Consider the following 13,210-nt stretch of genomic DNA (forward strand, 5'->3'; position numbering starts at 1 on the left):
GACAAGGTGGTTTTAGGGTTGAAAACAGCACAACGTATAAACAAATGGAAGAAGATAATCATATGGACGATCTTGTCCATCGTTATCATCGTAGCCGGAGCTTTCGTATATCTTAATTCGGTTACGTATAGTCCTTCTGAACGAGCTGAAGCGGCAATGATAAGTGATGCACAGGTTAATGTCACCAAGATTAAGGACGGTTACCGGTTTGAACCGGTGGGTACAGAGGTAACTGAACCGAATATTATTTTTTATCCAGGCGGTCTGGTCGAACCTGAAAGTTATTCTCCGCTTGCCAGAGCAATGGCAGAAGAGGGACACCGCGTATACATCGCGAATATGCCAATAAACTTGGCTATTTTCGGTCAGAACAAGGCTGATTCCTTTGTAGAGGAACACCCCGATGAAGCATTTGTTATTGGCGGCCATTCATTGGGAGGATCATTCGCATCACGGTATGCTGCCGAGCATTCGGAGAAGTTGAAAGGTGTCTTTTTCTTGGCTTCTTATGCGGATGAAGGAGGTAGCTTGAAGAATACGGACTTGTCTATCTTACAGATTACAGGCTCGGATGACGGAGTGCTTAACCGGGAAGACTGGGAGAGCGCCAAAGCAAATCTTCCAGAAGACACAACATACGTCACTATTGAGGGTGGGAATCACGGTCAATTCGGCTCATACGGTATGCAAAAAGGAGACAATCAGCCTGCTATTACGGAAGAAGAACAGTTGGACGAGGTTGTCGTAGCATTGCGGAACTGGATGGATAAATTAAAATAATATAATACATGTGTCGAATGATCATGATTCGTGATACGATTAAAGTCGCTATTTTTAGCGGCTTTTTTTTAGTTGAAGAATAACTCTGTGCACTATGGAGCAGGACTAACTGCTTTTATTGATTGAATTTCATTTCAATGATAGGCTTATAAACGGTAGACAGCATAGCAAGAACACCTAAAGGAGAAAAGATTATGTTTTTCAGAAAATTCGCTTACACATTAGTAATCATCCTCGCCGCATTATTGTTCTCCGGTTGTACATCAGAGTCTTTACTAGACGTCGGATCACCTCAAGTTTCGGAGGATATGGGATTCGATGAGGTTGCCAATTATATCTCGGAGCATAAAGAGCTTCCACCCAACTATATCACCAAGAAAGAGGCCAGGGATCTGGGATGGGAAGCCAGTGAAGGAAATTTACATGAAGTGGCTCCAGGTAAAAGCATCGGCGGTGACGTGTTCGGGAACCGGGAAGGACTACTCCCTAACAAAAAAGGCCGGATATGGTATGAAGCCGATATCAATTACACAGGAGGACGGCGCGGAAGCGACCGAATTCTATACTCGAATGACGGTTTGATCTATAAGACGACAGATCATTACAAGTCATTTGAACAGTTAAAATAAACGGAGGTCATGATATGAGCAATATTCAGATTGACGGATACCACATTCACAGCAAGGAAGAATTGCATCAAGTACTTCGGAATCAGCTTGAGTTAGACGAGAACTACGGAGGCAATCTGGACGCGCTGTGGGATGTCTTAACCGGGGCTGTAAGCATGCCGCTTACCGTTCAATGGCTTGGCTTCGAGAAGAGCAAAGAAATTCTTGGAGATTACGCAGATCAAGTCATCGAATTGTTGCGGGAAGTTGAAGCGGAGATCCAAGGATTTACGTTGGAATTATATTATTGAAAATATGTTTGGTGTGATGAGGCGATGGGCAACCATCGCTTTTTTGGTCTTCAGATTCTCATCAGATTCTACTCAGACCCATGTCTAGATCATGCTATTTTCATGGCTTAATAATCAAGGTTGGGGTTAGTAGACTTCCTTATACTTTAAGCATGGAATAGGTTAGGCGGGAGTGTAATTGTACACTAGCGGTTGAATATGTAAGCGTATACCACTCCATAGCGAACCATCTTAATGTCTGGATTAATTATTACAACTAACACCATTTAGGGGGCAGAAAAATAATGAGAGCCGTTTCAAAAATGCTAGGAGTATGTCTCGTAACGAGTGTTGTGCTAGTTTCCGCAGGTTGCGGAAACACTGCAGAGAATTCCGAATCGAATACCAGTGACCCCAACAGTCCGATTACGTTTACCTTCTTTGGCGCAGATGCAAGTCCTAACTGGAACAATATGCAGGATGCTGTAGGGAAGAAAATTACGGAAGAAACGGGTGTAACCCTTAATGCAGAATTCGATATCTCAAGCGGAGGAGGAAACGACCGGATATCCCTTATGGCCGCCAGCGGTGATTACCCGGATTTAATATTCCCTAAAGGTAACCTGAGTAGACTCGTTGATGCTGGTGCAATGATTGATCTGACGGATCTGATCGAAGAACATGCACCCAATTTGAAAAAAATCTATGGTGAGCAGTTTAATCGCTTGAAATATAGCAATGAAGACCCATCCATATATTGGATTCCAACGAATGGTGCAATTGATCAAGAAAGCTTCGATGCCACGAATGGTGCTGCTATTCAGCACCGAGTAGTCAAAGAGCTTGGATACCCCGAGATCAAAACCTTGGAGGATTATGAAAATGTCCTGCGTGAGTATTATAAAAATAATCCAACTACCGATGATGGCCAACCGACAATCCCGCTGACACTCAGTGCAGATGGATGGCGGCGAATGATCACCGTTACCGATCCGGCTGTGATGGCAACTGGAGGACCTGGGGATGGTGAATATTTCATTAACCCAGACACATATGAAGCTGTTCTTCATTATAAGCGTCCTGAGGAGAAGGAATATTTCCGTTGGTTGAACAAAATGTATAATGAAGGTCTAGTGGATAAAGACAGTTTTGTACAAAAGGATGATCAGTATAAGTCCAAAATCGCCAGTGGACGTGTTCTATCGGTGCTTGATCCGCTTTGGGGATTCAGCGATGCGGAAAATGCCCTTAAAAGTGCTGGCAAGGACGACATGACTTACGGATTCTATCCGGTAACGCTGAATGACAGCTTTCAACGCAAAGATTTTCAGAATATGGGCTTTGATGGATATGGTATCGGCATAACCGTTAATGCTGAAGACCCTGTCCGGGCCATCAAATTCCTGGATTGGCTTTCTTCTGAGGAAGGTCAAGTGTTGAGGAACTGGGGGATTGAAGGTGAACATTACGTTGTGGAAGACGGAGTTCGCAAAATACCGGCAGATATTCAGGAGCGTAAAAACAATGACAATAGCACATTCAGCAAAGAAACCGGTATAAACTTATACACTATTTTTGGTGCTCATTATGGAGACGGTGTCAAAGATTCAACGGACAACTATTATACAACCAACTATCCTGAGCAGATCCAGGAAGGTTACTCTGATATTGAAAAAGAAACGCTGAAAGGTTACGGCATTACAACTTGGAAGGAGCTCTTTCCTAACGGAGATGAGTTCCCGGTGAGAGAATGGGGCGCTGCTTATAATATGCCGATTCCTACGGATAGCGGAGATTATAACGTGGTGTATCAGAAGACACAAGATATTATCCAGAAACGGATTGCGGAAGCAATTACATCCTCTCCGAGTGCCTTTGAAGGCATATATGACAATATGATTTCAGAACTTGATAAAGCAGGTGCAGTTGGGATGGAACAGCAGTACTCAGAGTGGATTAAAGATCGTGTTAGATTGTGGACGGGAAAAGAGGTCAATTAACTATCGGATATGATCACAATAATGGTTGGTTTACAGATCCGAAGATAAATACGTCAAGAACTAGAAAACATCGAGCCGTTCTGCATGGCTCGATGTTTTCAGTTTACATTGAATGAACTTGTCATTATTTTAGTAAGACTTCCGTTGCTTCACGTCTTTGTTTGATATATTTACCGGGGGAGATGCCGACCATTTTGGAAAAACTGCGAATGAAATTGGCATAGTCACTAAAGCCTGATTGAAAGCATGCATCCGTAATACTCATTCCATCAGATAGATGAAATTTGGCCCGTTCTATACGACGACCCAAAATATAGGAGCGGATTGTTAGTCCGGTATGCTTTTTGAATTGTCTGCTGATGTATGTGCTGTTCATATAGAATGCATCGGCAAGTTTGCGAAGTGTAATATCTTGATTTAGATGAATTTCAATATAATCCATCGTTTCACGAACCAGCTCGGGCATGATGTCATTGGGAACAAATGAGTTGTTGTGAAACCAGACGTTAACCAAAACCAACAATTGGGCTACCGCTGCATTAATCTTGATGTCCGTGCCATAAGCATCCGAAGCAAGCAGTTCCTCCAGTTCGTTAGTCCATTGCATCATCATTTTCAAGCTTTGATCGTCCAAATGTACGATATTGCCCTTTCCTTTGGGGCGATGATCAAAACATGACGACAGATTAGTTGATGGTGTAGACAGCTGATAAAGGTATGTTTTTTTGAGATTGATTGTAATGCGCTCATACTCGGATTCATCCAGAATAAAGGCTCGGTGCATCTCCTCGGGTGACATCACAAGCAAATCCCCCGGTTGCACATGATAGCATCGATTTTCTACATAAAAGTGGACATTGCCACGTAGGAACAGGTAAATCTCATATGCATTATGGCGATGATAGATCGTTTCCAGCTTATACTTTGTTACGCGGTGCAGATATAAGAGTTCAGGCTGGATGGGATCGTAAAAACACTCAGAGGATCCACTCATGAAGTACCTCCCGTCATTTCACGCAATAAATAGAGCGGTTAACGCAATGAAATTGTACTCAGCTTACCTTAAAATGTAATCATCCTATCATGATACCTTTTGTATTGCAAACGCTTTCTTATAAAAGACGTAACAAATAACGATTATTAGGGGGATTATTTCGATGAATCAACATACTACACCACATTCAGGTGAGCAAAAGCAAGACCAGGCAGCCAATCTAGGGGAGATTGGAAAGCTTCGTCCAAACGGGAACCCTTTGGTGGCCCACAAATTCGGAGCCGATCCCTATGCTCTGGTATTTAACAATAGAGTCTACTTATATATGACAAGTGATAAGCTTGAATATGATAAGGATGGTCTTCCTCAGAAAAACAGCTATAGTTCAATCAACCGGATTACGGTCATTTCCTCAGATGACTTAATCAACTGGACTGATCATGGGGAGATCAGAGTTGCCGGACCTCAAGGTGCAGCAACATGGGCTTCGCAATCATGGGCCCCGGCAGCTGCTCATCAAATCTTGGATGGCGAGGATTGCTTCTTTCTATATTTCGCTAACAACGCTAGTGGAATCGGGGTATTGTCTGCACCAACACCTGTAGGTCCATGGGTAGACCCCATCGGAAAAGCACTTGTTACAAGAGAGACTCCGGGAGTGGAAGACGTAACCTGGCTGTTCGATCCAGCTGTAATTGTAGATGATGATCATCAGGCTTACCTTTACTTTGGTGGTGGTATTCCGGAAGGGAAAGCAGGAAGACCTGATACGGCAAGAGTTATGCGGTTGGGAGACGATATGATCAGTGTCGTTGGTACAGCTAAGGTTATTCAGGCGCCTTATATGTTTGAAAGCTCAGGGATACATAAATATAATAATAATTACTACTATACGTATTGTTCCAATTTTGACAAGGAAGATCGGCCAGAGGGCAGCCCGCCACCTGGTGAGATTGCATATATGACCAGCGTTCAACCAATGGGTCCATGGACATATCAGGGCACGCTGCTTCAGAATCCCGGACACTTCTTTGATATTGGCGGCAACAACCACCAGGCTATATTTCAACTGGCAGATCAGTGGTACATTGCCTATCATGCCCAGACATTATGCCAAGCCATGAATATCCCCGAAGGTTACCGTTCAACACATCTGAATCGAGTCGAGCATGATGCGGCTACGGGGAAGATTAAGAAAGTACATGCAGATTATCAGGGCGTGGATCAAATCAAGTACTTCAATCCCTATGCGCGGGTAACGGGTTCCACGATTGGATGGAGCAGCAGAGTATCCACTGAGCAATATCCGGACTCGGGTGAGATGTTTCTATCAGATTCGAATATCATTGCCGCCAAGCTGCAAAATGAAAGCTGGATAGCTATATCCAAGGCTGATTTTGAAAGTGGAGGACCTTCTACCTTCTCAGCCATGATTTCGAATCAAGGAACCGAAGGTACGTTGGAGCTCCGTATGGATCGCACGGACGGACCTTTAATTGGAGAACTGATTGTTCAGCCCGCCACCGAATCGCTTCAATGGATGGAAGTAACAACCAAAGTTACGGGTGCGCAAGGTGTGCAAGACTTGTACATTATCTTTAGAAGTACAACAGACAGCTCAACTATCCTTTTGAGAGAATGGCAGTTTAATAGAAAAAATGAGGTGTAATTAAAGCATGTATCCAAATCCAATTATTTGGGCCGATTACCCAGATCCTGACGTGATTCGTGTAGAGGACACATATTACATGGTTAGTACAACCATGCATATGATGCCGGGATGTGTCATTCTGCGTTCATATGATCTGATCCATTGGGAAGTAGCTACCTATGTGTACGACACACTGGACGATACACCCGCGCAACGGCTGGAAAATGGTCAGCAAATATATAGTAAAGGCATGTGGGCCGCATCCCTTCGTTATCATAAAGGCATGTTCTATGTCATTTTTGTCGCAAATGATACCCGTAAAACGTACTTGTACACGTCGACCTCCATCGCAGGTGAGTGGAAGAAGCAAGTAGTGGAGGGATTTTACCATGATTGCTCTTTATTTTTCGATGATGATGAACGAGTGTATCTTGTGTACGGGAATACCGAGATCTATCTGACTGAATTAAGCTCTGATCTGACCGGTCCCAAACCGGGTGGAGTGCATCGCTTGATTGTAAAAGAAGAGCAGCCTTATCACCTTGGTTATGAAGGAGCACATTTCTACAAGATCAATGGCAAATATATTGTGTTCCTAATTCATATTACGAAAGCTTCCGGCCGGAGAACACAGGCTTGTTACGTGGCTGAATCACTGGAAGATGTCTTCACTGGTGGAGAAGTATTTAATGACGATATGGATTATTTTAATTCTGGTGTTGCTCAGGGTGGCATCGTGGATACGCCGAATGGGGACTGGTACGCAATGCTGTTTCAGGATCATGGGGCTGTAGGACGAATTCCTGTTTTGGTTCCACTCCATTTCGATCAAGGTATTCCGATATTTGCGAGCAAAGCTCCAAAGCAGATTGATATTCCGAGCACCAGACCAGAGCACCGTTATAGTCCGTTAATAGGTAGCGACAATTTCAATTATGAAGCCGAAGAAGATGGCAGAATACGCCTCCATGACTTTTGGCAATGGAATCATACCCCTAATCAAGAACTCTGGTCTGTCACAGAGAAACCCGGGGTTTATCGTGTTCGGACGAGACAGATCAGCCCGAATCTGACATTCGCCGTCAACACACTAACCCAGCGTTCAATGGGGCCCGCTTGCGAAGCAATCGTTACGCTTGATGGCAGCCGTCTGAATAATGGCGACTATGCAGGGCTGTGCTTTCTGATTGGTTCATACGGAATGATCGCTCTTACGAAGCAGGATAACCAGTTTTACTTGATCATGCATGCTAGAGATGGTGAGGACTCGACCATATTTGGTAATCTGATTGACCAGCAGCCAGCTACGGAGCATGAACGTATCCCTGTGTCAGGTCCAGTAGTTAAACTAAAAGCATTCGGAAATTTTGAGAACAATCTGGATGAGTGTTCTTTTGCCTACTTCAATGGGACGGAATGGAGAGATATCGGGATTGTCCATAAGATGATATATAAACTGGATCATTTTATGGGTTGCCGAACGGGGTTGTTTGTATATTCAACCCAAATGGTTGGAGGAACAGCTGACTTTTCGAATTTCGAATATTGTGTGATTAATCCGGAAGAGAAACAATGAACATATGTAAAAGCCGCCCAACGGCGGCTTTTCGTATTCAATAATTACAAGTTGTTGTACAATGATATGGATTCAAAGTTGACAGAGAGAAAAGAGTTGTTCAAACCGAACTGGGGGCATGTCGTCATGTATAAGAGATGTCTGGACATAACAAAATGGACCTTTATTCTGTTCCTTGCTGTGTCGATACCAGCAGGTCATACCGATGGAAATTCCAAACAACATCATTCGCAGCCAGATGGGCAGCAGATCCAACTTCCCGCGTTATATGAGAAATATTCTCCTCCCATAGTAGTCTCTTTTGTCAGGGAAACCGGAGATGACCTTGAGCGTATGATTAGCCAGTTGCCTGGGGAGACGATGCTGGATAATCGCTGGACTCGTTTGTATGAGAAGGAGCTAGGAATTCAGATTCACTACGACTGGATTGCTAATGGAGATGTGTACAATCAGAAATTGGGTGTATCCCTTGCTGCAGGACGTTTCCCTGATGTGGTCAAAGTAAATCCATATCAACTTAGACAACTGAGCAACGCTGGATTGATTGAAGATCTAACCCGTGTGTACCAAGAGTATGCTTCACCACTTACGAAGAGTATATTAGAGGCAGAGGGAACAGGAGCATTTGATGCGGCAACCATTGACGGCAAATTGATGGCTATTCCCGAATCTTCTTCCTCTATTGAGACTGCACAATATCTGTGGATTAGAACCGATTGGTTGGAGAATCTGGGGCTGCGGCCACCTGAAACGATGGAAGACCTTCTTGAGATTTCGAAAGCGTTTACAGAAGGAGATCCAGACGGAAACGGAGAGCAGGATACGTACGGACTTGCGCTAACGAACCATCTATGGGATCCAGTTATGGGAGCTGCAGGACTGATGTCAGGCTACGGTGCCTATCCTACGATATGGGTTAAAGATGCGGAAGGAAAACTCACTTATGGAGGTATCCAGCCTGAAGTCCGAGAGGCTCTGAAGGCATTGCAAACGATGTATCGTGAAGGCCAGCTTGATCCGGATTTTGGCTATAAGAGTGGGAGCAAGGCGTCTAGAATGGTTCAGGATGGAAAGATAGGGATGCTCTACGGGGAACAGTGGACATCCTTTATGCTTCAGACCACCCGTGAAACGGATAACGATGTAGAATGGCAGGCATATCCCATTGTTGCAAAGTCTGACCAGAGTCTGTTTGTTCCGCTACGTTCCAACACTGGTCAATACTTTGCTGTAAAAAAAGGCTTCTCTAATCCAGAGGTCGTGGTTAAGCTCATGAATCTGCATCTGGACATCAACTGGGGGGATCAGGCACAGTATGAAACATACTACAATGATGACTCCAAAGCGGTGTGGATGCTTTCACCGGTGACTCCTTTTCCCGGTAATAAAAATATAGATGCTTACAAACAAATTCGGGATGCCAGAATTACAGGGGACTACTCTGCTCTGCAGAATGAAGCTCTCGCCATTCACAAACGAATTGTAGCCTATGATGTGAACCATGTAGAGAGCGGCTGGGGCTGGAAACAAACCTATGGGCCTTCGGGTGCTTTTAGCATTGCAGATTCTTATGAACAAAACGGTCAACTTCTCTATGACCAGTTCACTGGCGGCATTACGGATACCATGGTTGATCGACAAATCATTCTTCGAGATCTTCAGCTTGAAGCCTATATGAACATTATTCTAGGCAGGTCGATCGATGAGTTCGATCAATTCGTAGAGAACTGGCGCAAGCTGGGGGGAGATCAGATCACATCGGAAGTTAACGCGTGGTTTCGCACCAGCAAGCCAAAGGAATACTAATGTTCACTTTATTCATACAAGGAACCAACTCAGCCTTTGGCATTGGAGGTGAACGTATTGATCAAGATCCCTGCTAGATCATGGCTTAATAGTATATTTGCGCGATTAATAATTACCTATCTGGTATTCGTGCTTCCACTTATTCTTCTTGGAGTGTATCTGTATCATTGGAGTTACGACAATGCAAGCCAGGAAATATCGTTGTCAACGGAGAGACGGTTGAACCAATATGTCGTGGAATTGAACAGAGAGATGGAATGGATGGAATTACAGCAGTTTGATATCGTTGAGGATCGAAAATTGAATCGTCTGGCGATTCTCTGGGATATGATGGATCAGGTTGAGCGGCGTGATACATTAAATTACCTGACCGAACGACTCGCTTCATTTAAGAACAGCACTGCTTATATCAAAAACGTTCATGTACATATCCCTTCTGTCGGCAAAAGTATATCCGCGATCCAAGGCATCGACGATTTCAATAAAAGTTCTTACCTATACTTCGGTTCAAGCATGCAAGGAAAAGGGACACGTTTCACGGTGAAGGAGGACACCCTGAACCTCAGTGCCGTCAGGCTGACCGGCACGAGGGGAGAGCCCCCGCTTTTTGTCATTCAAGTGGAGCTGGACACAAATCATTTTCAAAATGAACTCACACGACTTAATCTGTACCCGGAGAGTTCGACTTTCCTGATTGAGGACAAAACGGGGCATGCCATCACAGATAACCATCAAGCTAGTGTTATTCTCGCGAATTACCGTGAGCACAGTATAAAAGGTACACTGGATGGCTTTCGGATGAAGGTGGGGGACACCATGTATCATGTGAGTCAGTTGCATATGGACACCCTTGGCTTATCCGTAGCTACATATCTACCCGAGGCCATTGTCACCAAACCGCTTAGCAAGTTCTATCATTGGGCTTGGCTGTTTGCAATTACATCATTTGTTGCCATCACGGCGTATCTGTATTCTAGCTACAAGTTGATTCATATTCCGTTACTGTTATTGGTGAAAAGATTCAAAAAAATGGAGGGAGGCATGCTTGATGTTCCCATCGCGCATAATCGAAAGGACGAATTCGGCTTCCTCTACACCCGTTTCAACCTCATGATTGAAAATCTTCAATCCCTGATCGACCGGGATTTCAAGAAAACATTGATGATGCAGCGGGCCGAGTTGAAACAGCTCCAATCCCAGATTAATCCTCATTTTCTGTACAACAGCTTCTTTATTCTGAATTCACTGGCAAGAACAGGGGAAACAGAGCGTATTGAGCAGTTTACTAACATGCTTGGCGAATATTTCAGGTTCATCACCCGGAATGAAACCGATCATGTGAAGTTGAAAGTGGAAGTGGAGCATTCACGAATCTATACAGAGATTCAACAATTACGATTCTCCAGACGAATCAAAGTTGATTTTGGGTCACTCCCTGCTGAGATGGAACATATTCACGTTCCCAGACTCATTATTCAACCGATTATTGAGAATGCATATGAACACAGCCTTGAAAAGAATACGGCCTCCGGTCTTCTAATTATCGGGTTTACTATGGAAGGTTCATATGCCGAGATTACCGTAGAGGATAATGGAAGCGAGTTGGATGAGCAACATATTGAAGCTCTTCAGCAACGCTTGCATAAGGACGGAGGTACGGATGAAATGACCGCGTTAATAAATATCCATCGACGTCTGGTCCTGACGTATGGAGAAGGAAGTGGTCTTTTCCTATCCAGAAGTAAATTGCAAGGATTAAAAGTCACAATTCGAATCCAGTGGAAAGAAGGAGAGAACGAATGTATCGACTTTTGATTGTAGATGACGAGGAGATTATTACGGATAGTCTCTATGAAACTTTCGCCAGACATATACCCGACCAGCTTGATGTATGTAAGGCATACTCTGCTACAGAAGCATTGTCCTGGATGCAGCGTTCTAGAATTGATATTGTTCTAACAGACATTCGCATGCCGGGCATGAGTGGCTTGGAACTGACAGAGCGAATTCAAGCCAGTTGGCCGAATTGTCGCGTCATTTTTCTGACAGGACATAGCGATTTTGATTATGCCTATCAAGCTTTTCAGATGGCCAATGTACGTTACTTGCTCAAAACGGAAGGTTATGACAAGGTGATGTCTGTTGTCGAAGATGTGATGGAAGAGATCCGGCAAAGTCACAGCATGCTTGAATTGTTGGAACATTCTCATCAAGTCAACTCTCAGCTTGCACGGATTCAACAAAAAGAGTACTTGCGGAAGCTGCTTCAAGATTGTACAGCAGTTATGGCTTCTACTAATGATATGCAGGACGAATTATTCAAAAGAGATATCAGATTACAGATAAACTCGCCGATTTATCTCATACTGGGTCGGTTCAATAATCCGCCAGAAAAAGGTTCGGACCTCACAGAAGTCCAGGAATCTGTTCGCATTATCGGTTCTTCTCTAATGCATGATCGAACAGCGTACGTCAGTGTAACGGACCATTATGGAGATACAATCTGGTTGATTCAGCCCAAGCAGGAAGAAGAGATGTCCAATGATAAACTTGTACGGTTTCTAGAAGGCACACTGGAACTGGTACAGGAAGCTTGCATGGTATCTCTTGGCGTATCCATTGCATTCTCATTAAGCAGTCAAAGCTGCGAATGGTCCGAGTTAACCAAACAATATGAACGTCTGAGATTACTCCAGTGGATGAAAATAGGGGATGGCGTATCCATGGTGCTCACGGATCATCGCAATGACCTCTCATCTGATGTACCCAAAGAATCCATGCGTATCTCAAACCGGATTGAGATTATGTCAGGATATTTGGAAACGGGGCGAATTCAGCCTTTTTACGATATATTTGAGGAACTTGCAGGCGAATTGTTGCAGCAGGAGATTACGATGGAACGTGCAATGGAAACCTACTATAATCTGGCTTTATTATTACATTCGACAATCAATCGGTGGGGTCTTCAACAGAAGATTCCTGATCAACGAAGTTTGCTGCATTTAGGGGAGTATACATGCATGAAGGATGCAGTTCAATTTTTGTATCGTGCTGCCGATGAATTAGTCCGGTACAAGAGGTCCAATGAACAGGAACGCGCTAACGTTGTCATTCATTCTTTATGCAGTTACATCAAGGATAACCTTGAGAAAGATCTTTCTTTAGTAAGATTGGCTGAACTTCATCATTTCAATCCATCCTATCTATCCCGATTCTTTAAGCAGGAAATGGGAATTAACCTGTCCGAGTTCATTGACGACTGCCGAATAAGAAGAGCCAAAGAATTGCTTCAGAACCCGAATTTTATGGTACGTGAGGTCGCACTCCAAGTGGGATACGAGGCAGCACATTCGTTTACCCGACTTTTTAAGAAAATAACGGGAATGACCCCCCAAGAATACCGGGAATCCCTTTTGGTACGTTAATTGTGAATTCTCAGGAATTGGCTAGCTCAAATAACCACAAAAAACGCAGGGAGAACATCTCCTGCGTTTTTCTGTAGTTA

General features: G+C 43.9%; 10 protein-coding genes. 9 read left to right on the forward strand and 1 reads right to left on the reverse strand.

Annotation, left to right across the window (positions count from 1 at the left end; all coding sequences use genetic code 11):
* Positions 1-18 precede the first annotated feature (18 nt).
* The 4 genes from NLBNIHML_RS01680 to NLBNIHML_RS01695 all read left to right on the forward strand — a co-directional run bounded on the left by NLBNIHML_RS01680 (position 19) and on the right by NLBNIHML_RS01695 (position 3,678).
* A complete protein-coding gene (locus NLBNIHML_RS01680; RefSeq protein WP_494353602.1) occupies positions 19-780 on the forward strand; it encodes an alpha/beta fold hydrolase in 762 nt (253 codons plus the stop codon).
* A gap of 194 nt (positions 781-974) precedes the next feature.
* Positions 975-1,409 (forward strand): ribonuclease domain-containing protein, encoded by a 435-nt coding sequence (locus tag NLBNIHML_RS01685; RefSeq protein WP_339261160.1) that lies wholly within the window; start codon positions 975-977, stop codon positions 1,407-1,409.
* A 14-nt stretch (positions 1,410-1,423) separates the two neighbouring features.
* Positions 1,424-1,699, forward strand: a complete 276-nt coding sequence (locus NLBNIHML_RS01690) for a barstar family protein (RefSeq protein ID WP_339242661.1) — start codon at positions 1,424-1,426, stop codon at positions 1,697-1,699.
* Between the two features lie 284 nt (positions 1,700-1,983).
* Entirely contained in the window at positions 1,984-3,678 is a 1,695-nt protein-coding gene (locus NLBNIHML_RS01695; RefSeq protein ID WP_494353603.1) for an ABC transporter substrate-binding protein, read from the forward strand.
* Positions 3,679-3,802: 124 nt separating this feature from the next.
* On the opposite strand, the gene NLBNIHML_RS01700 is transcribed toward NLBNIHML_RS01695, so the two are convergent.
* On the reverse strand, positions 3,803-4,672 hold the full coding sequence (locus NLBNIHML_RS01700) for an AraC family transcriptional regulator (RefSeq protein WP_494353604.1): 870 nt from the start codon (positions 4,670-4,672) through the stop codon (positions 3,803-3,805).
* 163 nt (positions 4,673-4,835) lie between these two features.
* Between NLBNIHML_RS01700 and NLBNIHML_RS01705 the strand changes: the two genes are divergently transcribed.
* The 5 genes from NLBNIHML_RS01705 (at position 4,836) to NLBNIHML_RS01725 (ending at position 13,130) form a co-directional block, all read left to right on the forward strand.
* Positions 4,836-6,341 carry a glycoside hydrolase family 43 protein gene (locus tag NLBNIHML_RS01705; RefSeq protein WP_494353605.1) on the forward strand — a complete coding sequence of 502 codons (1,506 nt, stop codon included), beginning with the start codon at positions 4,836-4,838 and terminating at the stop codon, positions 6,339-6,341.
* A 7-nt stretch (positions 6,342-6,348) separates the two neighbouring features.
* Positions 6,349-7,899, forward strand: a complete 1,551-nt coding sequence (locus NLBNIHML_RS01710) for a glycoside hydrolase family 43 protein (protein WP_494353606.1) — start codon at positions 6,349-6,351, stop codon at positions 7,897-7,899.
* Between the two features lie 126 nt (positions 7,900-8,025).
* Positions 8,026-9,705, forward strand: coding sequence for an extracellular solute-binding protein (locus NLBNIHML_RS01715; protein ID WP_494353607.1), 1,680 nt, complete (start codon positions 8,026-8,028; stop codon positions 9,703-9,705).
* 48 nt (positions 9,706-9,753) lie between these two features.
* Positions 9,754-11,520 (forward strand): sensor histidine kinase, encoded by a 1,767-nt coding sequence (locus tag NLBNIHML_RS01720; protein WP_339261421.1) that lies wholly within the window; start codon positions 9,754-9,756, stop codon positions 11,518-11,520.
* The gene (locus tag NLBNIHML_RS01725) at positions 11,505-13,130 is read left to right on the forward strand and encodes a response regulator (RefSeq protein WP_339242673.1); all 1,626 of its coding nucleotides are present in this window, start codon (positions 11,505-11,507) and stop codon (positions 13,128-13,130) included. The genes NLBNIHML_RS01720 and NLBNIHML_RS01725 overlap by 16 nt, the downstream gene beginning before the upstream one ends.
* Positions 13,131-13,210: the final 80 nt, after the last annotated feature.

This window comes from Paenibacillus sp. JNU01, from assembly GCF_059130585.1.